This window comes from Cellulomonas cellasea, from assembly GCF_030372105.1.
Lineage (GTDB): Bacteria > Actinomycetota > Actinomycetes > Actinomycetales > Cellulomonadaceae > Cellulomonas_A > Cellulomonas_A cellasea_A.
In genome coordinates this window covers 116,034-139,101 of record NZ_JAUDBQ010000009.1, presented here as the reverse complement: position 1 = coordinate 139,101, position 23,068 = coordinate 116,034, and the positions used below count along the sequence as shown (strand labels likewise).

Sequence of the window (23,068 nt, the reverse complement as noted above, 5' to 3'; positions counted from 1 at the left end):
CGCCTTGTCCGCGTGTGAGACCTTGAGGAGCACCGCAACCAGTGGCCGACCAGAGCCTGACCGACGCAGCTTCGACGTCGACCGACGGCACCCCCCCAGCATCTTCCAATGGCGGCTACGACGCCAGCGCGATCACGGTCCTCGAAGGCCTCGAGGCTGTCCGCAAGCGTCCGGGCATGTACATCGGCTCCACCGGTGAGCGTGGCCTGCACCACCTCGTCTACGAGGTCGTGGACAACTCCGTGGACGAGGCCATGGCGGGGTACTGCGATCACATCGAGGTGAGCCTGCTCGCCGATGGCGGTGTGCGGGTCACGGACAACGGTCGTGGCATCCCCGTCGACATCGTGCAGTCCGAGGGCAAGCCGGCCGTCGAGGTCGTGCTGACGGTGCTGCACGCGGGCGGCAAGTTCGGCGGCGCGGGGTACTCCGTCTCCGGTGGTCTGCATGGCGTCGGCGTGTCCGTCGTGAACGCGCTCTCCGAGCGGCTCGCGGTCGAGGTCCGCAAGGGCAACGTCTACCGCCAGGAGTACATGCGCGGCGCTCCGCAGGCCCCGCTCGCCAAGGGCGAGTTGGTCGAGGAGACGGGCACCGTCGTCACGTTCTGGGCCGACGACCAGATCTTCGAGACCACGACGTACGACTTCGAGACGCTGCGGTCGCGCTTCCAGCAGATGGCCTTCCTCAACAAGGGCCTGCAGATCACGCTGACCGACGAGCGCCCGGGCCACATCGGCACCGAGGACGAGGTCACGGAGGAGGCGGAGGCGCCGCAGCAGCGCACCGTCACGTACAAGTACGACGGCGGCCTCGTGGACTACGTCCACTACCTGAACTCGATCAAGAAGGTCGAGCTGGTCCACCCCGACATCATCAACTTCGAGTCGGAGGACGTGGAGCGCCGCATCTCCGTCGAGATCGCGCTGCAGTGGACCACCGCGTACTCCGAGTCGGTGCACACGTACGCGAACACCATCTCCACCACCGAGGGCGGGACCCACGAAGAGGGCTTCCGCGCGGCCATGACGTCCCTGATCAACCGCTACGCGCGGGACAAGGGGCTGCTCAAGGAGAAGGACGAGAACCTCACGGGCGACGACATCCGCGAGGGGCTCACGGCTGTCATCTCGATCAAGCTCGGCGAGCCGCAGTTCGAGGGCCAGACGAAGACGAAGCTCGGCAACACCGAGGCCAAGACGTTCGTGCAGCGCGTGGTCAACGAGCAGCTCGGCGACTGGCTGGACTCGCACCCGAACGAGGCGCGCGACGTCATCCGCAAGTCCCAGCAGGCCGCGGCGGCCCGCATGGCGGCTCGCAAGGCGCGTGAGGCGACCCGGCGCAAGGGCCTGCTGGAGTCGGGCGGCATGCCCGGCAAGCTGAAGGACTGCCAGTCGAACCGCCCGGAGGAGTGCGAGGTCTACATCGTCGAGGGCGACTCGGCAGGCGGCTCGGCCGTCCGTGGGCGCAACCCGCGCACGCAGGCGATCCTGCCGATCCGAGGCAAGATCCTCAACGTCGAGCGCGCGCGGCTCGACCGGGCCCTGGGCAACCAGGAGGTGCAGGCGCTGATCACCGCGTTCGGCACCGGCATCGGCGAGGACTTCGACATCTCGAAGCTGAGGTACCACAAGATCGTGCTGATGGCCGACGCCGACGTCGACGGCCAGCACATCCGCACGCTGCTCCTCACGCTGCTGTTCCGGTACATGCCGGGACTCATCAAGGGCGGGTACGTCTACCTGGCGCAGCCGCCGCTGTACCGGATCAAGTGGTCGAACGCGCCGCACGACTACGTCTACTCCGACCGGGAGCGCGACGCCGTGCTCCTCGACGGGCAGGCGCATGGCAAGCGGATCCCGAAGGACAACGCGATCCAGCGCTACAAGGGTCTCGGCGAGATGGACTACACCGAGCTCTGGGACACGACCATGGACCCGGAGCACCGCACGCTGCTCCAGGTGACGCTCGACGAGGCCGCGGCCGCCGACCAGACGTTCTCCGTGCTCATGGGCGAAGACGTCGAGCAGCGTCGTTCGTTCATCCAGCGCAACGCGAAGGACGTGCGCTTCCTCGACATCTGAGGAATGCGCGCATCCGCCCCCACGCGAGACCAAGGACTGATCTGTGACTGAGAACCACACCGACATCGAGCACGGCAACATCGAGCAGGTGGACCTGCAGCTCGAGATGCAGCGGTCCTTCCTGGACTACGCGATGTCCGTCATCGTGACGCGTGCCCTGCCCGACGTGCGCGACGGCCTCAAGCCCGTGCACCGGCGCGTGCTGTACGCGATGTACGACGGGGGCTACCGGCCCGACCGCCAGTTCTCGAAGTGCACGCGCGTCGTCGGCGACGTCATGGGCAAGTACCACCCGCACGGCGACACGTCGATCTACGACGCGCTCGTGCGGCTCGTGCAGGACTGGTCGCTGCGCTACCCGCTGGTCTCCGGGCAGGGGAACTTCGGCTCCCCCGGTGACGACCCGGCCGCCGCGCCCCGATACACCGAGTGCCGGATGGCGCCGCTGGCCATGGAGATGGTCCGGGACATCGACGAGGACACCGTCGACTTCCAGGACAACTACGACGGCCGCACGCAGGAGCCGTCCGTGCTCCCCGCGCGCTACCCGAACCTGCTGGTCAACGGCTCGGCCGGCATCGCCGTCGGCATGGCCACGAACATCCCGTCGCACAACCTGCGCGAGGTCGCCCAGGGCGTGCAGTGGTACCTGGACCACCCCGAGGCCACGAAGGAGGAGCTCCTCGAGGAGCTCCTCACCATCATCAAGGGCCCGGACTTCCCCACCGGCGCCACGATCCTGGGCCACAAGGGCATCGAGGAGGCCTACCGCACGGGCCGTGGCTCGATCACGATGCGCGCGGTCGTCGAGGTCGAGGAGATCCAGGGCCGGATCTGCCTGGTCGTCACCGAGCTGCCGTACCAGGTCAACCCGGACCACCTGGCGCGCAAGATCGCCGACCTGGTCAAGGACAACCGCGTCACGGGCATCGCGGACATCCGCGACGAGACGTCGGGCCGCACCGGCCAGCGCCTGGTCATCGTGCTCAAGCGCGACGCCGTCGCCAAGGTCGTGCTGAACAACCTCTACAAGCACACCCAGCTCCAGGAGACGTTCGGCGCGAACATGCTCGCGCTCGTCGACGGGGTCCCCCGCACGCTCAGCATTGACGCGTTCATCCGCCACTGGGTGACGCACCAGCTCGAGGTCATCGTGCGGCGCACCAGCTACCGGCTGCGCAAGGCCGAGGAGCAGATGCACATCTACCGCGGCTACCTCAAGGCGCTCGACGCGCTGGACGAGGTCATCGCGCTGATCCGCCGCTCCCCCGACGCCGAGCAGGCGAACACCGCGCTGCAGGAGCTGCTGAGCATCGACGAGGTGCAGGCCGGCGCCATCCTGGCGATGCAGCTGCGCCGGCTGGCCGCCCTGGAGCGGCAGAAGATCATCGAGGCGCACGACAAGCTCGCCACGGAGATCACCGGCTACAAGACGATCCTCGCCGACCCGCAGCTCCAGCGCACGATCGTCAGCGAGGAGCTGGCGGAGATCGTCGAGCGCTACGGCGACGAGCGCCGCACCCGGATCCTGCCGTTCAACGGCGAGGTGTCGATCGAGGACCTGATCGCCGAGGAGGAGATGGTCGTCACCATCACCCGCGGCGGTTACGTCAAGCGCACCCGCTCGGACAACTACCGGGCGCAGCGTCGTGGCGGCAAGGGCGTGCGCGGCGCGCAGCTGCGCGAGGACGACATCGTCGACCACTTCTTCGTGACGACCACCCACCACTGGCTGCTGTTCTTCACCAACTTGGGCCGGGTGTACCGCGCGAAGGCCTACGAGCTGCCTGAGGGCGGCCGGGACGCCAAGGGCCAGCACGTGGCCAACCTGCTGGCCTTCCAGCCCGGCGAGAAGATCGCCCAGGTGCTCGACATCCCCGACTACGAGTCGGCCGAGTACCTGGTGCTCGCCACCAAGCGCGGCCTGGTGAAGAAGACCCGCCTCTCGGAGTACGACTCCAACCGCAGCGGCGGCCTCATCGCCATCAACCTGCGCGAGGACGACGAGGGCAACCCCGACGAGCTCGTCTCCGCCTGCGCCGTCGACGCCGGCAACGACCTGATGCTGGTCTCCCGCAAGGGCCAGTCGATCCGCTTCACCGCCACCGACGAGGCGATGCGCCCGATGGGCCGCGCGACGTCGGGCGTCACGGGCATGAAGTTCCGCGGCGACGACGAGCTGCTCGCGATGGACGTCGTCCGCGAGGAGGCGTTCCTGTTCACCGTCACCGAGGGCGGCATCGCCAAGCGCACCGCGCTGACGGTCGACAACTACCGGGTGCAGGGCCGTGGCGGCCTCGGCATCAAGGTCGCGAACCTCCCCGAGGCGAACGGCGACCTGGTGGGCGCGCTGGTCGTGGACGTGGACGACGAGGTGATGGTCATCATGGAGCGCGGCAAGATCGTGCGCTCCGCCGTCGCCGAGGTCAACGCGACGGGTCGCACCACGCAGGGCGTCATCTTCGCGAAGCCTGACACCAACGACCGGATCATCGCCGTCGCACGCAACATTGAGCGGCACCTCGGTGAGGATGCCGGTACCGTGGGCGACGAGAATGGGTCGCCGGACGAGACACAGGACGTGCCGGAGGCCTCCGTGCAGGGCGAGTCGGTGGAGCCGGCCGTCGCCGAGTCATCCGCACTGGAGGACGAATGAGCAGCGATTCCGTTCCGCCGTCGATTCCGCCGCGCAAACGCGCGGTGACGCCCTCCAGCCGTCCGCCCGCCAAGGGGTCGGGCGCGGCGAAGGGCAACGGGGCGACCGGCGACGCGACGGAGGAGCCGCGCCAGGGCGCCACCTCCCCTGCCTCGAACGGGCAGGCGGCCGCCGCAGACCGCACACCGCGGCCCGCGGGCTCTCCCCGGCCGGCAGCGGCGAAGGTCGAGGCGGACGCGGTGGGGACGGCCCCCGGAGCGGCCTATGCGCCGACGGCGACACGTGAGCCGGTCAACTCCAACGGCTCCGAGTCCGCCGCACGCGACTCCGGGCCGGGAGCGGTAGCCCCGGACGATAATGACGAGCCCCCGTCGCCGTTGCAGGTAGCGGTCGACTCCGTGACGACCTCGCTGAAGAAGGCGGCGGCCGCGACCAGCGCGGCCTTCTCCTCGGCGACGCACCCCCGCCCCAAGGACGACACCATGAGCTCGACCACGAGCGCCGCGAACGATCAGCCCGACACCGGCGCCTACACGGCAGCCGAGGCGCCGCGCTCGACTCCCCAGCGCCCCTCGGTGGGCCGCCCGACGACCATCCCGGCCCCCGGCGCCCCCCGCCGTGTGCGGCTCGCCGTCTCGCGGGTGGACCCGTGGTCCGTCATGAAGCTGTCGTTCCTGCTGTCCGTGGCGATCGGCATCATGATCGTCGTGGCAGCGGCCGTCATCTGGTTCACGCTGGACGGCCTGAACGTCTTCACGCAGATCGACACCCTCGTCAAGGAGGTGCTCGGCGCCGAGAGCGACGTCAACGTGCTCCAGTACGTGGAGTTCCAGCGGATCATCTCCGCCGCGACGCTCGTCGCCGTGGTCGATGTGTTCCTGCTGACGGCGCTGTCGACCATCGGCGCGTTCCTCTACAACATCACGGCGTCGCTCGTCGGTGGCGTGCACCTCACGCTCACCGACGAGTGAGCAGTCGCCGCGTTTGGGACCACAGCCCAGGCTGAGGTAGTCTCAACCGGCGCGGTCGTCCACGGACGGTGCGCGCACGGGCCTATAGCTCAGACGGTTAGAGCGCTTCCCTGATAAGGAAGAGGTCACAGGTTCAAGTCCTGTTAGGCCCACTCCCGAACCACTGCGAGGGACGCATGAAGAAGGTACTGCTCCTGTTGGCAGCTGCGGCCGCCGGTTACGTCGTGTGGCAGCGTTACTCGCAGGACCGCGATGAGCGCGACCTGTGGGCCGAGGTCACCGACACCTTCGAGTGAGCCTCACACGGTCGGGCAGGGCGAAGTCGACCGCCCGCCGCGCGGGGCCATGGCGCAATTGGTAGCGCACCTGCTTTGCAAGCAGGGGGTTAGGGGTTCGAGTCCCCTTGGCTCCACCACGATCAGTGCTCTGAACTGCAAGAACGCCTCGTCTGATCCCTCGGCCGGGGCGTTTTCACGTGGGGCCTCGAGGTAGGCGCCAGAGTGGACCGCTCCTGACAGGCGATGGCGCCGCTGCCAAGATGTCGGCATGGGACTCGACCGAAATGTGCTGTTCGCGCTGGCCACGAGCCAGCGATGGGAGCGCAGCGTCCGCGCCGTGCCCGTCGTCGATCGGCTGGCATGGAGGGCCGCCTCCCGGTACGTGGCAGGAGTCAGCGCCACGTCGGCCCTCGACGTCGCCCGCCAACTCGAAGGGCTGGGGGCGGCGGCCAGCATCGACTGCTTCGGCGAGCTGGTGGAGGACATCGCCACCGCCGATCGTGTCACCGAGGAGTACACGAGCCTGATCGACGGCCTCGACGGGACCAAGGACGTGTGGCCGGCCATCGACCTGAGCCACCTGGGGTTGGATGTCGACCCCTACGGCTGTGTCGAGCGCCTGGCCGCCATCGCCGAGCAGGTTCCCGACGGCAGGCGCGTCCAGGTCGGCGCCGAGGACGCCGGCCGGGCGGATGCTGTCCTCGGGTGCGTGCTCTCCGTGGCCGGCCGAGGGCTCGCCCACCGACTGGGCGCGACAGTCCAGGCGAACCTGCGCCGCTCCCCCGATGACCTCGAGCGGCTCGTCGAGGCAGGCGTCCACCTCCGGCTGGTCAAGGGCGCGTACGTCGAGCCGGCCGACCGTGCGCTGCCCTACGGGGAGCCCACTGACGTCGCCTACCTGCGCCTAGCCCACCGGCTCGCCGAGGCCGACGCGCACTTCTCCCTGGCCACCCACGACGGGGTGCTCCGCGAGGCGCTCTTGGCGGCGCTGGGCCCCCGGCAGGTCGAGCAGCTCTATGGGGTCCGGCCGGAGGTCGTGGCGGACCTCGTCGCACGCGAGATCCCGGTGCGGGTGTACGTGCCGTACGGCGACAGCTGGTTCCGCTACTGGATGCGCCGCGTCGCCGAGTCCCGCGGGGTCTAGCGGCGTGGGCGCGGGGCGCGTCGCACGTGCCCGATGTCCCTGAATACCTGCATAGACGAGCCCGCCCTGGAGACACGCCAGTTCCAGGGCGGGCTCATCGTCTGCTCAGCGCACGGTGCAGGCGACTCCGTTCAGGGTGAACGCCGTCGGGTTGGTGTTCGCGCCGGTGTGGGTGGCGTTGAACCCGATGTCAGTGCTGGCGCCCGGGGCCAGGGCGCCGTTCCACGCGGCGTTCTGGGCGGTCACCGTGGAGCCCGTCTGCGACCAGGTGGCGCTCCAGCCCTGGGAGAGCTGCTGGCCGGACGGGAACGCGAACACCAGCTTCCACGAGCTCAGCGGGGCAGTGGAGGTGTTGGTGACGCGGATCGAGCCGGTCAGCCCGGTGGACCAGGCGTTCGACGAGTAGGTCACGGCGCAGGCGGCGGCGGGAGTCGTCGGGGTGGGCGTCGGGCTCGTGGTGACCGTCGGCGTGGGCGTCGGCGTGACGGTCGGCGTGGGGGTCACGGTAGGCGTCGGTGTGGGCGTCGGTGTGACGGTGGGCGTGGGCGTCGGGGTCGGGGTGGGTGTCGGGGTGACCGTGCCCGGCTCCGTGCCCCAGATGAGCTTGCCCGCGTCGTACAGCGTGATGTTCGAGGTCGCCCCCAGGGCCGTGGAGTTGAGGCCGGTGAACGACGGGTCGTTCGCCGGGTTCCATCCGCTGCCGCCGGAGACGCGGAACTGGATCTCCCGCCGGTGGGCGGACTGCCCGCCGGGGTAGATGTTCTGACCGACGCAGCTCACCTCGGCGTAGTACAGGTCGCCGCCAGCCGAGACGGGCTTGGCCGTCTGGGTGCCGCACTCGCTGTAGTTCGAGGTGAGGGTGAGGTTGGCGGCGCTCTCCCCCGGGTCGAGCCGGAACCAGTACCGCAGCGCGCCGTTCTTCAGCGCGCGGGCCGGGAAGGCCGACTGGTTGCGGATCATGGCCTTGACCTCGGTGAACCCGCTGCTCGACGGCTGGTTGAGCATCGCCTCGACGAAGATCTCGGGGCCGTCGGCCTTCTCGGCGACCGGGAATCCGGCGAGCGGGGTGCCGCCGTACTCGTCGACGAGCCGGGCCAGCGCGCTGGTGAAGCCGGCGTTGTAGTCGGTGGCGACCTCGTTGGCCACGTAGTCGTCACGCTTGTCGGTGTAGGCGTCGTTCGCCGATCCCGGCCCACCGACGAGGGCGCCGTACAGCACGTGCCGGGTCTTCTCAGGGTTGGCCATCGAGTCGAGCCACGACCCGTGGGCGGTGCGGTGGTGCGGGTTCTGCGGCGGGTTGGCCCCGAAGCCGATCACGTAGCTCGAGTTGCGGGGGTTGTCGCCGAGGGCGTAGTTGATCTGCCGCACGCCGAAGTCGTGGTACCTGGCCTTGCGGGTCGCGTCGGTGAGCCAGTCGGAGTAGACGAGCGCGACGAACGCGGTGTTGGCCGCGTAGCGCAGCGATCCCCAGGTGTCGAGGACGGCCTGGCCGCCCGGCGAGTAGGGCACGCGCTGCCCGTTGACGCCGACGGTCCAGTAGTCGAGCCAGCGGTTCGCGTCGTCGACGTACTTCTGCTTGCCGGTCTCCATGGCGAGCAGCGGGTAGGCGGCGAACGTCTTGTCATCCCAGGCGACGGTCCACTTGTAGGAGTGCGTGCTGGTCTGGTTCTCGACGGAGAGCTTGTCGTACTCGGCCTCGGCCTTGGCCAGGTAGGCGGCGTCACCGGTGGCCTTGTAGAGCCAGTACGCGCCCCACACGAGCTCGTCCTGGTACCCGGACCAGGACTTGTAGTACGAGGCGGCGGCGGTGACGCAGTCGGAGTACTTGCCGCGGTAGGTGTCGGCGAAGGTGTAGAGCTGCTTCGCGTGGGTGAGGAGCTTCGCGGAGTACGCCGGGTCGTCGGTCTTGAACAGGATGGAGGCGGTGGCGAGCGAGGCGGCGGTCTCCCCCGCGACGTCGGTTCCGGGGCAGCTCGCGTCGACCTTGTACGACGGGCGGGCCATCGGCATGACCTCGGCGGGCCCCCACCACTTGTGGTCGGCCTCGCCGTCGCCCACCTGCACGTAGAGCACGTTGGGCGACGGGTGCGCCTTGATGAAGTAGTCGTTGACCCAGCGCAGGTTGTCCTTCAGGGCGGCCATCTGCCCGGACTTGGTGTAGCCGCCGGGGCTCTCGATGGCGCCCCAGGCGAGCATCGTGGACGTGAAGGCCATCGGGAGCCCGAACTTCACGTGGTCGCCCGCGTCGTACCAGCCGCCGGTGAGGTCGAGGCCGACATCGGCGCCGTCCGTCAGCGCGGAGTCCCCGCGCCAGGAGACGCGGTTGCTCGCGGGCAGGTCCCCCGCGCGTTGCGCCTCGTAGAAGAACAGGGACTTCTGCAGTGCCTCGGCGTAGTTGTACGCGGGCGCGGCGGTGGCGGGCAGCGCGAGCACTCCGGCGACGGCGGCGCCGGCGGCCAGGGTGAGCGCGGTGACCCCGGCGACGGTCCGCCGCCGGGCACGGAATGGGCGTCGGCGCAGGGCTTCCGACGACGTGGGACGTGACATCAATGACCCCTTCTTCGGCGCGGGAGACGGGGCGCGACGATGCGCCCGCCCGACTCCCGAAGGAGTCGGCCGCCTCGCGCATCGTCTAGACGCGAAGCGCGCGGGGTCAACGAGTGAAGCGATTAGGCATACACGACAGGCCCGGTCCGAGGGCTGCTCGGGCCGTGCCTGTGCTGCGTGGCAGTCACGCCACGCTCAGATCTCGCGGGGCTTGTCCTCCTCGGCGGCAGCCGACTCGGTGGAGGCGTCCGCGGCGGGCTCGTCCGTGGACTTCGCCGCCGAGCGGCGCGTCGTGGCGCGCTTGGTGGCCTCACGCGCCTCAGCGGCACGCTCCTGCAGGTCATCGGCGGCGGCGCTGACCTTGTCGGCGGCCTTGCGGGTGGCCTCACGGCTCTTCGCCACGGTGACGCCGGCAGCCTCGCCCAGCGCCTCGGCGGCGTCGCCCACGACCTCGTTGATCTCCTCGCGCGCCTCATGCGCCCGCTCGCGCAGGGCTCCCGTGCCCGACAGCGGCTCCGAGGTCGGCTCCCACGGCTCGGCCCACGGGTCCGTGGTGACGCGCGACTTGTTCCAGGCCGCGAACGCGGCGCCCGCGCCGGCGATGGCCGCGAAGATCCAGAAGACCTTCGCGCCGGTGTGCTTCTTGTGGGTCTTCGCCGCGGCGGCGGCCGAGACGGCCGCAGGGGCGGCGGCGACCTGGTCGGCGGCGCTCTCGACAGCGGCGCCTGCGCGGACCGCGGCCTCGTTCACCGCGGCCACCAGCCGGGGCAGGATCTCGTCGACGAGCTTGTCATGCGCCGTGTCGATGGCCGGGGCTGCCTTGTCAGCGGCCTTCTCAACGCGGGGGGCGGCGGCCTTCACGCTCTCCTGGTAGAGGTGTTCGACGCGGGGGCGCAGCCACTCGATGGCGGCCTCGACCTTCGGCGTGGTCCACTCCATCGCCTGAGAGGCGGCGTCGGCGGCCTGCGCGGCCAGCACCGTCGCGCGATCGGCGGCGTGGCTCCCGGCGTCAGACAGGGAGGAGCCGACGTCGGCGGCCTGGCCCTTGAGTCGACCGGTGTCGATCGACTCGAGATTCGGACGACGGATGCTGAAGCTCATGGCTGCACTCCCCAACGATCACGGTTGACGGTTTGCTGACCCCACACTCTGCCACCAGGTGCTCCGCGGCGCAGGGTCGACATCCGGTCACACCCGATCTGTCATGGGAGAATGTCGCCATGTTCGCGACGCTGCACACGACCGCCGGTGACATCCGGATCGAGCTCTTCCCGAACCACGCCCCCAAGACGGTGAAGAACTTCACCGGGCTGGCGACCGGGACCCAGGCGTGGAAGGACCCGAAGACCGGTGCCGAGCGCACCGACCCCCTGTACAACGGCGTCATCTTCCACCGGGTCATCCCCAACTTCATGATCCAGGGCGGCGACCCGCTGGGCACCGGAACCGGTGGCCCGGGCTACAACTTCGACGATGAGATCCACCCCGAGCTCGGCTTCACCGAGCCCTACCTGCTCGCGATGGCGAACGCGGGCCTGCGCCGTGACCCGATCACGGGCAAGCCGGCCGGCACCAACGGCTCGCAGTTCTTCATCTCGGTGGCCCCGACCACGTGGCTCACCGGCAAGCACACCATTTTTGGCAAGGTCGCCGACGACGAGAGCCGCGCTGTCGTCGACGCGATCGCCTCGACCCCCACCCGCCCCGGCGACCGTCCCGTCGAGGACGTCGTCATCTCCTCGATCACCGTCGAGGACTGACCAGGCTGAACGGCCCCGCATGAGCACCGGAACTCCCCCGCCGGTCGACACCCCCGTCTGCCCGCGGCACCCCGATCGCGTCTCGTACGTCCGCTGCCAGCGCTGCGGGCGTCCGGCGTGCCCGGAGTGCCAGCGGCAGGCGGCGGTCGGCGTGCAGTGCGTCGACTGTGTGGCCGCGGCGGCCCGGACCCAGCGTCCGACCCGCACGGCCCTCGGCGGCACGCTGCGCCAGGGCCGGCCCGTGGTCACGATCACGTTCATCGCGATCTGTGTCGCGAGCTTCGTGGCGCAGCAGGTGGTGCCCGGCTGGACGTCCCGCTGGGCGTTCGCGCCGTTCATCGGCGAGGTGGAGCCGTGGCGGTTCCTCACGGCGGCGTTCCTGCACTCCACCGGCGGGGTGTTCCACATCCTGTTCAACATGGTGGCGCTGTGGATGATCGGCCCGTACCTCGAGGGGATGCTCGGCCGGGCCCGGTTCGCGGCGTTGTACCTGTTGAGCGCGATCGGCGGATCGGTGGGCGTGCTGCTCCTCGCCTCGCCGGACGCCCTCTCCTGGTACACCGGCGTGGTCGGGGCGTCCGGGGCGGTGTTCGGGCTGTTCGGCGCTGTGCTGGTGGTGCTGCGCCGGCTCGGACGGGATGCGCGCGGGATCTTGGTGATCCTGGCCCTGAACGTCGTGATGGGGTTCGTGGTGCAGGGGATCGCCTGGCAGGCGCACCTGGGCGGGCTCGCCGTGGGCGCCATCCTGGGCGCGGCCTACGCGTACGCGCCGCGGGATCATCGGCGGACGGTGGGCATCGGCGCCACTGCGGTGATGGCCGTGCTGCTGGTGCTCGTCTCGGTGCTGCGCTACATGGCGGTCTGACACAGATCGACGAAGGCCCGGAGGCTTCGCCCAGGATCGCTCCTGGCGAAGGCTCCGGGCCTTCGTCGTGCTTCCCCAGAGTTACTCACACCTGTGGAATTACACTGCTGTAGTTATCCACAGGCCTGTCCACCGCTGGGGACAACGGCGGTGTCGTCCCTGGTCAGCGCACATGTTGTGGATGGCGACGCGCGTCACACCTGTGGGTGGCGGTGTGGGTGACGCGTCGCACCAGTCAGCTCAGTGCCACCGGGTGGTCAACCCGAATCCGGCGATCACGAAGCCGAACCCAATCGCGAGGTTCCACTGGCTGATCCCCGGGATCGGGTACTGCGACGAGGAGATGTTGGTGACCACGATCCACACCAGGCCCAGCAGCATCAGGCCGAGCATCACGGGGACGAGCCACCGTGGGTTCGGCTTGGGGCCCGACGCCTTGGCGGGGGGTGGGGTGTATGCGGGCTTCTTCCGCGGCCTCGACTCGGGCACGTCGGTTGCTCCTGTCACGCGTGGGGGCGAGCCGGGGGCATGCTGAAGCCGACCCGCGAGGATGTGGCCTAGCGTAGTGCGCGACATCAGGGGAAAGGAGCATCGTGCCGGACCATTCACAGGGCCGACCGCGCAAGGTCGCGCGAGGCACGATCTCCGTGGCCCTGGTGCTGGCGCTCTCCGGCGCGCTCTTCGCCGCCAACGCGCGCCTGACCAGGGACAGCGAGGAGCGGCGCCCACACGACCTGGTCGACCTCGCGCGACTCGAGGAGAGCCGCAACCAGCGCCTCACCGACGAGGCCGTCGCCCTCCGCGCGGAAGTCGCCGACCTGCTCGACGCGCAGACGAGCACCACCGGGCTGCGGCTTCCGGCCACCAGCGACGCTGAGCGGGTGGCCTCGGCGAAGATCCCGGTCACGGGCGCCGGCTTGACCGTCCGCCTCGACGACGCGCCCCCGAGGTCGACCAGCGCCAACGTCGACCTCGACTCCCTCGTGGTGCACCAGCAGGACATCCAGGCCGTGATGAACGCCCTCTGGGCCGGCGGGGCCGAGGCCATGACGCTGATGGGCCAGCGCGTCATCTCGACCAGCGCGGTCCGCTGCATCGGCGCCGTGGTCTACCTGCATGGTCTGCGGTACTCGCCGCCGTACGTCATCGAGGTCATCGGCGACCCCGACCGGCTGCAGGCCGCCCTCGCGAAGGACCCGGTCATCGACCGGTACCAGGACTACGTGGACACCTACGGCCTGGGCTGGTCGGTGGCCACCCAGGACGCGCTGGAGCTGCCCGCGTATGAGGGGCCGGCGGACCTGGCACACGCTGCGGTTCCCCAGGGCGTCGAGGTAATGTCCCACGATGTCGCCGCGGCCCCCCGCAAGCAGACGACACTCCCCCGCGGAACAAGCGACGAGGACGACAGATGACCATGACGTCCGCTCCGGGAGTCGTCCCGCGGCACAGCCGGTCGTCACGACGCGGGTCCGGCGGGTCGAAGATCGTCTACCACGCGGTCGGTATCGTCGGCGAGCTGCTCATCACCCTCGGCGTCCTCGTGCTCGCGTTCCTGGTGTGGCAGCTCTGGTGGACCGACGTCGAGGGGAACCGCGCCCAAGCGGAGGTCATCGAGAGCCTGCCCTGGGAGCCGCCCCCGGCGACCACTGACGACAGCGGGCCCGTCATCGCCGAGCCGCGCCGCGACGAGCCACCCGTCATCGCCGAGCCCGACCACGCCGTCATGTTCGCCACGCTGCAGGTGCCGCGCTGGGAGGGGGAGCCGGAGCGGCCCATCAGCCAGGGCGTCGACAGGCCCACGGTGCTGGACGTGCTGGGCATCGGGCACTACCCCGAGACAGCCATGCCCGGCGCCGTCGGCAACTTCGCGCTCGCCGGGCACCGGACCACCTACGGCAAGCCGTTCAACAGGGTGGCCGAACTGCAGGAGGGCGACCCGATCGTCGTGCGCACCGCGGACACCTGGTACGTCTACCGGGCGACCTCCAGTGCCATCGTCACCCCGCAGGACGTCGACGTGATCGCCCCCGCGCCCGGGCAGCCCGGCGTCGAGCCGACCGAGCGGACCATCACGCTGACCACCTGCCACCCGATGTTCTCCGCGCGCGAGAGGTACATCGTGCACGGCGTGCTGGACTACTGGGCGCCCGTCGCGGACGGCACCCCCGCCGAGCTCCTCGGAGGCGCATGATGTACCCCTGGTTGTGGCGACACCTGCCAGGGCCGGCGCCCGTGCGGGCCCTGATCCTGGCCGTGGCGGCGGTGGCCGTCCTCGCGGCGTGCTTCCAGTGGGTGTTCCCCGCGGTGGCGCCGTACATGCCGTTCAGTGACACGACAGTGGGGGAGTGACGTGACCCGGATCCTCGTGGTCGACAACTACGACTCGTTCGTCTACACGATCGTGGGCTACCTGGCACAGCTCGGCGCGGAAACGGTCGTGGTCCGCAACGACGCCGTGCCTCCCGCAGACGAGCGCGCCGAGTTCGACGGGGTGCTCATCTCCCCCGGGCCCGGCACGCCCGCCGAGGCCGGTGCGAGCATGCAGGTCATCCGCGACTGCGCCGCGTCCGGCACCCCCATGCTCGGCGTGTGCCTGGGCCACCAGGCCCTCGGGGAGGTCTTCGGCGGCACTGTGGCGCACGCCCCCGAGCTGATGCACGGCAAGACCAGCCAGGTCGAGCACGCGGGCGCCGGGGTGCTCGCCGGCCTGCCGACGCCGTTCACCGCGACGCGGTACCACTCGCTGGCCGTGATCGGCGAGACGGCGCCGGACGAGCTCGAGGTGACGGCCACCGTCGCCTCCGCGCACGGGCCCATCATCATGGGACTGCAGCACAAGACCCTGCCCCTGCACGGCGTGCAGTTCCACCCCGAGTCGGTGCTCACCGAGGGCGGCCATCGGCTGCTGGCCAACTGGCTGGAGATCTGCGGCGACGCGGACGCGGTGGGGCGATCCGCCGGGCTGCACCCACTGGTGCGCGCCTGACCTGAGCGCCGCCGTCACCAGCGGCCACGCACACGAAGAGCCTGCGACCAGCGCGGGAGCCTCTCGGCTCGCTCCGCCCCGGTCGCAGGCTCTCTGCGTGGGCGCTGACCGCTACTGGTTGGCGGTCGGCGTGGGCGTGGGCGTCGGGTTGTTGCCGTTGTTGCCGCCCGATGAGCCCTTGGAGACGCTCAGCTTGACCGTGGAGCCCTCCTCGAGCTGAGTGCCCTTGGCGGGATTCGTCGAGATGACGGTGTCCTTGGCGGCGTCGGAGTCGACGTTCTCGCGCTGGGCGCGCAGCCCGACGGCGTCGAGCCGCGCGGCGGCCTGCTCGTAGGTCAGCCCGACGAGGCCGTCGGGAACGGTCGGGAGCTCGCGGGCCGTCGCCACGGTGATGCGCACCACGGCGCCCTGCTGGACGAGGCCCTCCTGCCGGTTCTGCCTGATGACAGTGCCGGCAGGCGCGTCGTCGGACTCCTCCTCCTCGACCACCGGGGTGAGCTTCAGCTCGAGCAGCTTCGCCTCAGCGTCAGCCTGGGTCATGTCGACGAGGTTCGGCAGCTCGACGTTGCCACTGGCCACGACGAGGTCGACCGCCGACCCCTTGGGGACGGACTGGCCCGCGGGAGGAGTGGTGCTGACGACCAGCCCAGCGGCCTGCTCGGGACTGTGCGCGGTGGTCAACTCGCCCAGGGTGAGCCCGAGCGCGTCGAGTCGCTCACGAGCCGCCTGCTGGGTGAGCCCGGCGAGGTTCTCGAGCTGGACGGAGTCCGAGCCGGTGGAGACGAAGACGGTGACCTCCGAGCCCTCATCGAGCTGCTCCCCGCCCTTGGGGTCGGTGCCGACGACGTTGCCCTCGGCGATCGAGTCGCTGGCCTGCGACTCTTCCACCGGGACCAAGCCCAACTCGCTGAGTTTCGCCACCGCCTCATCGGCCGGGGTGTCGACCAGCGTGGTGGGGATGGTGACCAGTGCGGGCGGGTCCTCTTGGTTCTGGGCGATGAGCAGCGCGGCGATGCCGATGACTGCCGCCAGGGCGACGGCGATCAGCGTCCACAGCAGCCAGCGCTTCTTGGGAGCGTCCTCGTCCTCAGCGTCCGCGCCGGGCTGCTCGGGCAGGCCCGAGCCGGGACCGCCGGGGCTGGTCATGCCCCAGGGCGGGGTGCCGGCGGCGGTGACCGCCGCGCCCTGCATGACCTGCGTGGAGCCGGGGGCAGCGCCCATCACCTGCGTCGTGTCGCCGGAGCCAGCGGCCATCAGCGCGCCCACGGGAGGCGCCCCGACGTGGCCGCCGCGCACAGCGGCCTCCAGGTCGGATCGGAACTCCGCCGCCGTGGAGTAGCGCGAGTCGCGCTCCTTCGCGAGGGCCTTGAGCGTGATCCGGTCGAGGGTCTCGGGGATGTCCGAGGCGATCGAGCTCGGGGTGGGCGCGGCCTCGCGGACGTGCTGGTAGGCGACGGCCACGGGGGAGTCGCCGATGAACGGCGGGCGGCCCGTGAGCAGCTCGAAGAGCAGGCAGCCCGTCGAGTACAGGTCGGAGCGCGCGTCCACGGTCTCGCCGCGAGCCTGCTCGGGGGAGAGGTACTGCGCGGTGCCGATGACGGCCTGCGTCTGGGTCATCGTCGCGGCGGAGTCGGCCACGGCGCGCGCGATGCCGAAGTCCATCACCTTGACCGCGCCCGTCGGGGTGAGCATGACGTTCGCGGGCTTGATGTCGCGGTGCACGATGCCCGCGTGGTGGGAGTACTCGAGCGCCGAGAGGACGCCAGCGGTGATCTCCGCGGCCTCCTCGATCGGCACCGCGTTGCCGTCGCGGAGGATGTCGCGGACAGTGTGGCCCTCGACGTACTCCATGACGATGAACGGGACGTGCGCGACGACGCCGGACGGCTCCGTGACGATGTCCTCGCCCGTGTCGTACACCGCGACGATCGCCGGGTGGTTGAGGGAGGCCGCGGCCTGGGCCTCGCGGCGGAAGCGCGCCTGGAAGGACGGGTCGCGCGCGAGGTCGGAGCGCAGCACCTTGATGGCGACGGTGCGCCCGAGCCGGGTGTCATGCCCGATGTGCACCTCGGCCATGCCGCCGCGCCCGATGAGCTCGCCGACCTCGTATCGTCCGGCGAGGATCCGGGATCCGTCGTCCATCACTAGACGTCCTTAGCTGTCGTCGTTCCGGCGCTGTCCGCGGTGGCGGTCAGCGCGCGTTCGGTGATCATCCCATCGTCAGGGCCCGGAGAAGGGTATCCGGGCAGGCTGACTGCCGGGGCGACCTCGGTCTGCGTGGTCGTCGTCGCTGTGACCTGCTGTTCTGTGCCGATCGTCTGCTCGGCCCGCGTGAGCCTATCCGCGACGGCGGCCCCCAGGACCGCGACGACCAGGAAGAGCAGTGCCACCAGCGGCCAGGTCAGCCGCCCGAAGCGGATCCCCGTGGTCAGGGGGCCGCGTCGCAACGGCTTCGACTGCGCGCGATGCGAGCCGGAGGACCGGCGCGCCTCGGCGCCGTCGCGGAGCTCGCGGCGCGGCGGGTACGACGGGGGCGGTGGCTCCTCGGCGGCCTTGCGGGCCGCCGCGCGGGATCGCAGGGCGGGCTCCGGGTCCTTGCCGGTCGGAGCGGCCGGGACCTCGACGGCATGCGCCACCGGCTCCGGGCGCCGGGCCACCGGCTCGGCCACGACCACGGACATGCCGGTGGGCGGGGTCTTCTCGACCATCGCGTCGAGGCTGCGCGCCAGTGCCGCCGCCGAGCGGGGGCGCTCCGCCGGGTCCTTGGACAGCAGCCGCATGACGATGTCCGCCAGGCGCGGGTCGACGGAGGCCGGCAGCGGGGGGACGGGCGAGTTCACATGCGCGACGGCGATGTCCACAGCCGTCGGGCCGGTGAACGGGCGGTTCCCGGCGAGGGACTCGTACGCCACGATGCCCAGGGAGTACAGGTCGGACGCGGGGGTGGCCGGCTTGCCGACGGCCTGCTCGGGGGAGAGGTACTGCGCGGTCCCCATGACCATGCCGGTGGCAGTCATCGGCACCTGGTTGGTGGCCAGCGACACCCCGAAGTCGGTGATCTTCACGCGCCCGGCACGGCCGAGCAGGATGTTGCCCGGCTTCACGTCACGGTGCACCACACCGGCCACATGCGCGGCGTGCAGCGCGCGCGAGGTCTGCGCGAGGATCCGCAGCAGCCGCTGCATGGGCAGCACGGGCTCGCGCTCGAGCAGGTCGCTCATGGGCTCGCCGAGGACGAGCTCCATGACGAGGAACGCCGACCCCTCCTGCTCGCCGTAGTCGTAGAGCTGGGCGATGTTCTGATGGGAGAGCGACGCGGAGTTGCGGGCCTCAGTGCGGAACCGCTTGATGAACCCGGGGTCGCCCGCGAACTCCTCGCGCAGCACTTTGACGGCCACGTCGCGGGCCAGGGCGTCGTCATGCCCCACCCAGACCTCGCCCATGCCGCCCACGGCGATCTCCCGCACCAGGCGGTAGCGCTCGCCGAGCATCGTGCCCGTCGTCGGCCTCATTGGCCCAGCACCGCCTGCATGACTGCCTTGGCGATGGGCGCCGCCACCTTGCCGCCGGTGGCCTCGTTGCCGGTGCTGCCGCCGTGCTCGACGATCACCGCGACGGCGACCTTCGGGTCGTTCGCCGGGGCGAAGCCGGTGAACCAGGCGTGCGGCGACTGCTCGGCGGTGGTCTCCGCGGTGCCCGTCTTGCCCGCGACCTGCACGCCGGGGATCTTCGCGGCGGTGCCGGTGCCGCTGTCCACGACGGAGACCATCATGTCCCGCAGCGTCGAGGCGGTCCCGGCGGAGATGGCCGTGGAGAACACCGACGGCTCGGTCTCGGAGATGACGTCCAAGTCGGCGGTGCGGACCGTGGCCACCGTGTACGGCGTCATGACCTTGCCGCCGTTGGCGATCGCCGCGGAGACCATCGCCATCTGCATGGGGGTGGTCCGCACGTCCTGCTGGCCGATCGCCGACTTGGCGAGCTTCGCCGGGTCGAGGTCCTCATTCGGCGGGAAGTAGCTCTCGGTGACCTTCATCGGGATGCTCAGCGGGGTGGAGAAGCCGAACTTCTCCGCCTGCTCGCGGAGCGCGTCGGCGCCCAGGTCCATGCCGAGCTGCGCGAACGCGGTGTTGCAGGACACGCGCAGCGCGTCGGACAGGGTCGTCTGGCCGCCCGAGCCGCAGGACGCGCCACCGTAGTTGCCGATCGTGGCGGTGGTCTGCGGCAGCGACAACACGTCAGGGGCCGCGAGAACGGTGTCGGCGGAGTACTGGCCGCTCTCCAGGGCCGCAGCGGCCGTGACCAGCTTGAACGTGGACCCCGGCGGGTACGTCTTGCCGCTGATCGCCTTGTCCACCAGCGGGTCGTTCGCGGCGGCGTTGAGATCCTTGTACGCGGTGCTGGCCGCCGCGGTGTCATGCGTGGCCAGCGAGTTCGGGTCGAAGCCCGGCGTCGAGACGAGGGCCAGCACGGCGCCCGTGGTCGGGTCGAGGGCCACCACGGCGCCCACCTGGTCGCCCAGCGCGTCCCACGCCGCCTGCTGCGCCGCCGGGTTCAACGTGAGCTCCACCGACGAGCCCTGCGGCTGCTTGCCGGTGATGAGGTCCTGGATGCGGCTGAGGAACAGCGAGTCGGAGCTGCCGGTCAGCACGTCGTTCTCGGCCGACTCGATGCCCGTGCGGCCGTTGACGATCGAGTAGAACCCCGTGACGTTGGAGTACATCGCGCCGGGGGCGTAGATGCGCTGGTACCCGAACGCGTCGTCCACCGGCTCCGACCACGCGATGGGTGTGCCGGCCACGATGATCGGGCCACGCGGGTTGCCGAACTCGCGGTACAGCGTCCGCACGTTGCGGGAGTCGTTGTTCAACGCGTCGGCCTGCACGAACTGCACCCAGGAGGTGCCGACCATCAACGCGAGGAACATCGTCACGACGACCAGCGACAGACGTCGCAGAGGGGTGTTCATGCGTCATCACCTCGCATCTCGTCGATCCGTTCGGTGGGCCGGGTGTCCGACGCGCCGGGCGTGCCCGCGTCGCGCGCGGACAGTGGCGGCCGCGCCGGGCTCGTCGACCCGCCCACCCTGATCGGGCTCGGGGAGCCCTGCGGCGGGGTGGCGGGAGGTCCGCTCTGCGGTCCCCGCACCGCAGCCGCGGGACGACGGGCGTCATCCGAGATACGCAGCAGCAGCGCGACGATGATCCAGTTGGCGAGCAGAGAGGACCCACCGTAGGCGAGGAACGGCGTGGTCAGGCCCGTGAGCGGGATGATCCGGGTGATCCCACCCACCACCACGAAGCACTGGAACGCGACGACGAACGCGAGGCCGCCCGCCAGGAGCTTGCCGAAGCCGTCCCGCACGCCGATGGCGGTGCGCATGCCGCGCTCCGCGAGCACCAGGTACACCAGCAGGATCGCGAGGACGCCCGTCAGGCCCAGCTCCTCGCCGAGCGACGCCACGATGAAGTCGGACTCCGCGTAGGGGACCAGGTCAGGGCGGCCGGCGCCCCAGCCGGTGCCGAACAGCCCGCCGCTGGCCAGGCCGAACAGCCCGCCCACAAGCTGGAATGAACCGCCGGGCGCCCGGGCGTAGATGTCGTTGTCCAAGGCGTTGAGCCACACGTCGAAACGGGCCCCGACGTGCGGGAACGTGGTGGCGGCGACGCCCGCGCCGACGACGAACATGCTCAGGCCGATGAGCACCCAGCTCAGCCGCTCGGTGGCGACGTACAGCATCGCGACGAACAACCCGAAGAACAGCAGCGAGGTGCCCAAGTCGCGCTCGGAGACCAGGACGGCCAGCGACGCCGCCCACGCGATGATGATGGGCCCCAGGTCGCGGATGCGGGGGAGTTGCAGGCCCAGCACCTTGGGGCCGGCCAGCGCCAACGTGTCCCGGTTGGTCACCAGGTACCCGGCGAAGAAGATGGCCAGCGCGATCTTGGCGAGCTCGGCGGGCTGCAACGAGAACGGGCCGAGGCGGATCCAGATGTTCGCGCCGTTGATCTGCGCGCCCAGGCCCGGCACCAGCGGCAGCACCACCAGCACGAGGCCGGCGATCATCGCGGTGTACGTGTACCGGCGCAGTGTGCGGTGATCCCGCAGCAGCACGATCACCGCGCCGGCGAGCACCACCGACACAGCCGTCCAGCCGAGCTGGCGGGTCGCGAACGACGCGTCCTCGGCGAGGTCGAGCCGGTAGATCATCGCCAGGCCGATGCCGTTGAGCGCCATGACCGCCGGCATGATCACGGGGTCCGCATACGGCGCGCGCCACCTCAGCACGACATGCAGGCCCAAGCCCAGGACCGTCATGCCGATGCCGTACCCGACGACATCCGCCGGCACCTCGCCCGTCACGCCGATGCCGACCAGGGCGTACGCGGCGATGCCGATCGCGAGGGCGAGGGCGAGGAGGCCGAGCTCGATACCCCTGCCCGGCCGGACGCGGTGCGGCTGGACGGTGGCCATCAGCCGGTCGCCACCGAGGCTGTGCGGGCGTCGTCCTCGAGCTTGCGCACGCGGTCGCGCGCGTCCTCGAGCGAGTCAGCGGGGATGGTCTGGTCCAGGCGGTCGCGCACGTACGCGGGCAGCTCCTTGACGTGCGTCGAGGAGCTCTCCAGCGCGGTGGACAGCTTGATGGGGCCGATGGTCTGCGGGATGCCCCGGTAGATCGTCACGACATCGTCGGTGACGCCCACGTAGTACTGCGTCTGCGTCCAGCGGTACCCGAGGTACCCGGCGCCCGCGAGCAGGCCGATCAGCAGCACGCTGAACAGGGAGCCCACCACGCGGCGCCGGCGCCGGCGGACCGGGTCCACCGGGTCGTCGTCGAGGTGCGCGTCCTCGTCGTCGGGGTCGAGGTCGGGGCCGGAGTGGCCCTCGTCGCCGTCACGGGCAGCCGCTGCCGCCGCCTGCTTGCTGAGGGTGGCCGCACGCGCCGCGGGGCCGTCGGCGGCCGCCGTGGGGCGGTGCCGGGTCGAGGCCGCGGAGCCGACGACGCTGGCCGCCGTCGAGGGACCGGTGCCGTCGGGCACGTCGTCCAACTCGACCACGTCCGCGACGATGACCGTCACGTTGTCCCCGCCGCCCGCGCGCAGCGCGAGCTGCACCAGGCGGTCCGCGCACGCGTCGACATCCTCGAGCGAGCGCATCGTGTCGGCGATGGTCTCGGCGCTGACGAACCCGGACAGCCCGTCCGAGCACAGCAGCCACCGGTCGCCCGGGCGCGCCTCGCGCACCGACAAGTCGGGGGCGACATCGGGCTCGAAATCGCCCAGCACCCGCATCACCACCGAGCGCTGCGGGTGGTGCTCCGCCTCCTCGGCGGTGATCTTGCCGGTGTTCACCAGGTGCTGCACAAAGGTGTGGTCCGTGGTGACCTGCGACAACGCGCCATCACGGAGCAGATAGCCGCGCGAGTCGCCCAGGTGCACCATCGCCAGCTTGTTGCCCGCCCGCAGGATCGCCGTGACGGTGGTGCCCATCCCGGCCAGATCGGGGTCGGAGTGGGTGCGCGCCACAATCTCGTCCCGCGCCGCCTCCAACGCGCGCTCCAACTCGTCGAGCGCGTCGTCGGGCCCATGGGACTCGCCGTCCAACGGCGCCAGCGCGGCGATCGCCACCGACGACGCCACATCGCCGCCCGCATGGCCGCCCATGCCGTCCGCGACCACCAGCAGGTGCGGCCCCGCGTAGGCGGAGTCCTGGTTGTTGGAGCGGACCAGCCCGACGTCGGACCTGGCCGCATAACGCAGCGCGATAGACACCGGGG

The 23,068-nt window shown here is 70.7% G+C and carries 19 protein-coding genes and 2 tRNA genes; 13 read left to right on the top strand and 8 right to left on the bottom strand.

Going from position 1 to position 23,068, the window contains the following annotated elements:
* The first annotated feature begins 56 nt into the window (after positions 1 to 56).
* The 7 genes from gyrB to QUV83_RS10370 all read left to right on the top strand — a co-directional run bounded on the left by gyrB (position 57) and on the right by QUV83_RS10370 (position 7,130).
* Entirely contained in the window at positions 57 to 2,081 is a 2,025-nt protein-coding gene (gene gyrB / locus QUV83_RS10400) for a DNA topoisomerase (ATP-hydrolyzing) subunit B (RefSeq protein WP_289564477.1), read from the top strand.
* Positions 2,082 to 2,124: 43 nt separating this feature from the next.
* The gene (gyrA, locus tag QUV83_RS10395) at positions 2,125 to 4,737 is read left to right on the top strand and encodes a DNA gyrase subunit A (protein ID WP_289564449.1); all 2,613 of its coding nucleotides are present in this window, start codon (positions 2,125 to 2,127) and stop codon (positions 4,735 to 4,737) included.
* Entirely contained in the window at positions 4,734 to 5,708 is a 975-nt protein-coding gene (locus QUV83_RS10390) for a DUF3566 domain-containing protein (protein ID WP_289564448.1), read from the top strand. The genes gyrA and QUV83_RS10390 overlap by 4 nt, the downstream gene beginning before the upstream one ends.
* Positions 5,709 to 5,786: 78 nt before the next feature.
* Positions 5,787 to 5,860, top strand: a tRNA-Ile gene (locus QUV83_RS10385).
* 24 nt (positions 5,861 to 5,884) lie between these two features.
* Positions 5,885 to 6,004: a DLW-39 family protein gene (locus tag QUV83_RS10380; RefSeq protein ID WP_222705421.1), complete on the top strand. Its 120-nt coding sequence runs from the start codon at positions 5,885 to 5,887 to the stop codon at positions 6,002 to 6,004.
* Between the two features lie 43 nt (positions 6,005 to 6,047).
* Positions 6,048 to 6,123: transfer RNA gene (locus QUV83_RS10375), tRNA-Ala, on the top strand.
* Between the two features lie 131 nt (positions 6,124 to 6,254).
* Positions 6,255 to 7,130, top strand: coding sequence for a proline dehydrogenase family protein (locus QUV83_RS10370; protein ID WP_289564447.1), 876 nt, complete (start codon positions 6,255 to 6,257; stop codon positions 7,128 to 7,130).
* A 105-nt stretch (positions 7,131 to 7,235) separates the two neighbouring features.
* Here QUV83_RS10370 and QUV83_RS10365 read toward each other — a convergent pair whose 3' ends face one another.
* Positions 7,236 to 9,677 (bottom strand): glycoside hydrolase family 9 protein, encoded by a 2,442-nt coding sequence (locus QUV83_RS10365; RefSeq protein WP_289564446.1) that lies wholly within the window; start codon positions 9,675 to 9,677, stop codon positions 7,236 to 7,238.
* 195 nt (positions 9,678 to 9,872) lie between these two features.
* Positions 9,873 to 10,778 carry a hypothetical protein gene (locus QUV83_RS10360; RefSeq protein WP_289564445.1) on the bottom strand — a complete coding sequence of 302 codons (906 nt, stop codon included), beginning with the start codon at positions 10,776 to 10,778 and terminating at the stop codon, positions 9,873 to 9,875.
* Positions 10,779 to 10,897: 119 nt separating this feature from the next.
* Here QUV83_RS10360 and QUV83_RS10355 point away from each other — a divergent pair, with 119 nt between their 5' ends.
* Together QUV83_RS10355 and QUV83_RS10350 are read left to right on the top strand one after the other, a co-directional pair.
* Positions 10,898 to 11,437, top strand: a complete 540-nt coding sequence (locus QUV83_RS10355) for a peptidylprolyl isomerase (RefSeq protein ID WP_066583275.1) — start codon at positions 10,898 to 10,900, stop codon at positions 11,435 to 11,437.
* A gap of 19 nt (positions 11,438 to 11,456) precedes the next feature.
* Positions 11,457 to 12,302: a rhomboid family intramembrane serine protease gene (locus QUV83_RS10350; protein WP_289564444.1), complete on the top strand. Its 846-nt coding sequence runs from the start codon at positions 11,457 to 11,459 to the stop codon at positions 12,300 to 12,302.
* A 240-nt stretch (positions 12,303 to 12,542) separates the two neighbouring features.
* Here the strand turns inward: QUV83_RS10350 and QUV83_RS10345 are convergent, their stop codons facing one another.
* Complete coding sequence (locus tag QUV83_RS10345; RefSeq protein WP_289564443.1) at positions 12,543 to 12,791, bottom strand: cell division protein CrgA; 249 nt, start codon at positions 12,789 to 12,791, stop codon at positions 12,543 to 12,545.
* 104 nt (positions 12,792 to 12,895) lie between these two features.
* Here QUV83_RS10345 and QUV83_RS10340 point away from each other — a divergent pair, with 104 nt between their 5' ends.
* The 4 genes from QUV83_RS10340 to QUV83_RS10325 are packed head-to-tail and all read left to right on the top strand — an operon-like array spanning position 12,896 to position 15,291.
* Complete coding sequence (locus QUV83_RS10340; RefSeq protein WP_289564442.1) at positions 12,896 to 13,717, top strand: DUF881 domain-containing protein; 822 nt, start codon at positions 12,896 to 12,898, stop codon at positions 13,715 to 13,717.
* On the top strand, positions 13,714 to 14,496 hold the full coding sequence (locus QUV83_RS10335) for a class E sortase (protein ID WP_289564441.1): 783 nt from the start codon (positions 13,714 to 13,716) through the stop codon (positions 14,494 to 14,496). Before QUV83_RS10340 ends, QUV83_RS10335 begins: the two co-directional genes overlap by 4 nt.
* The gene (locus QUV83_RS10330; RefSeq protein ID WP_289564440.1) at positions 14,496 to 14,654 is read left to right on the top strand and encodes a hypothetical protein; all 159 of its coding nucleotides are present in this window, start codon (positions 14,496 to 14,498) and stop codon (positions 14,652 to 14,654) included. Before QUV83_RS10335 ends, QUV83_RS10330 begins: the two co-directional genes overlap by 1 nt.
* Position 14,655: 1 nt before the next feature.
* A complete protein-coding gene (locus tag QUV83_RS10325; protein ID WP_066583258.1) occupies positions 14,656 to 15,291 on the top strand; it encodes an aminodeoxychorismate/anthranilate synthase component II in 636 nt (211 codons plus the stop codon).
* A gap of 111 nt (positions 15,292 to 15,402) precedes the next feature.
* Here QUV83_RS10325 and pknB read toward each other — a convergent pair whose 3' ends face one another.
* The 5 genes from pknB to QUV83_RS10300 are packed head-to-tail and all read right to left on the bottom strand — an operon-like array spanning position 15,403 to position 23,063.
* Positions 15,403 to 17,433: a Stk1 family PASTA domain-containing Ser/Thr kinase gene (gene pknB / locus QUV83_RS10320; RefSeq protein ID WP_289564439.1), complete on the bottom strand. Its 2,031-nt coding sequence runs from the start codon at positions 17,431 to 17,433 to the stop codon at positions 15,403 to 15,405.
* A gap of 2 nt (positions 17,434 to 17,435) precedes the next feature.
* Positions 17,436 to 18,803: a serine/threonine-protein kinase gene (locus QUV83_RS10315; RefSeq protein ID WP_289564437.1), complete on the bottom strand. Its 1,368-nt coding sequence runs from the start codon at positions 18,801 to 18,803 to the stop codon at positions 17,436 to 17,438.
* Positions 18,800 to 20,260: a peptidoglycan D,D-transpeptidase FtsI family protein gene (locus QUV83_RS10310; RefSeq protein WP_289564435.1), complete on the bottom strand. Its 1,461-nt coding sequence runs from the start codon at positions 20,258 to 20,260 to the stop codon at positions 18,800 to 18,802. Before QUV83_RS10310 ends, QUV83_RS10315 begins: the two co-directional genes overlap by 4 nt.
* A complete protein-coding gene (locus tag QUV83_RS10305) occupies positions 20,257 to 21,765 on the bottom strand; it encodes an FtsW/RodA/SpoVE family cell cycle protein (protein ID WP_289564433.1) in 1,509 nt (502 codons plus the stop codon). The genes QUV83_RS10310 and QUV83_RS10305 overlap by 4 nt, the downstream gene beginning before the upstream one ends.
* A complete protein-coding gene (locus tag QUV83_RS10300) occupies positions 21,765 to 23,063 on the bottom strand; it encodes a Stp1/IreP family PP2C-type Ser/Thr phosphatase (RefSeq protein ID WP_289564431.1) in 1,299 nt (432 codons plus the stop codon). The genes QUV83_RS10305 and QUV83_RS10300 overlap by 1 nt, the downstream gene beginning before the upstream one ends.
* Positions 23,064 to 23,068 lie beyond the last annotated feature (5 nt).

Coding starts and splice junctions, on each gene's coding strand:
- QUV83_RS10365 (WP_289564446.1), bottom strand. CDS start 9,677: ATGTCACGTCCCACGTCGTCGGAAGCCCTGCGCCGACGCCCATTCCGT.
- QUV83_RS10350 (WP_289564444.1), top strand. CDS start 11,457: ATGAGCACCGGAACTCCCCCGCCGGTCGACACCCCCGTCTGCCCGCGG.
- QUV83_RS10370 (WP_289564447.1), top strand. CDS start 6,255: ATGGGACTCGACCGAAATGTGCTGTTCGCGCTGGCCACGAGCCAGCGA.
- QUV83_RS10310 (WP_289564435.1), bottom strand. CDS start 20,260: ATGAACACCCCTCTGCGACGTCTGTCGCTGGTCGTCGTGACGATGTTC.
- pknB (WP_289564439.1), bottom strand. CDS start 17,433: ATGGACGACGGATCCCGGATCCTCGCCGGACGATACGAGGTCGGCGAG.
- QUV83_RS10330 (WP_289564440.1), top strand. CDS start 14,496: ATGTACCCCTGGTTGTGGCGACACCTGCCAGGGCCGGCGCCCGTGCGG.
- QUV83_RS10335 (WP_289564441.1), top strand. CDS start 13,714: ATGACCATGACGTCCGCTCCGGGAGTCGTCCCGCGGCACAGCCGGTCG.
- QUV83_RS10305 (WP_289564433.1), bottom strand. CDS start 21,765: ATGGCCACCGTCCAGCCGCACCGCGTCCGGCCGGGCAGGGGTATCGAG.
- QUV83_RS10315 (WP_289564437.1), bottom strand. CDS start 18,803: ATGAGGCCGACGACGGGCACGATGCTCGGCGAGCGCTACCGCCTGGTG.
- QUV83_RS10380 (WP_222705421.1), top strand. CDS start 5,885: ATGAAGAAGGTACTGCTCCTGTTGGCAGCTGCGGCCGCCGGTTACGTC.
- QUV83_RS10390 (WP_289564448.1), top strand. CDS start 4,734: ATGAGCAGCGATTCCGTTCCGCCGTCGATTCCGCCGCGCAAACGCGCG.
- QUV83_RS10355 (WP_066583275.1), top strand. CDS start 10,898: ATGTTCGCGACGCTGCACACGACCGCCGGTGACATCCGGATCGAGCTC.
- QUV83_RS10360 (WP_289564445.1), bottom strand. CDS start 10,778: ATGAGCTTCAGCATCCGTCGTCCGAATCTCGAGTCGATCGACACCGGT.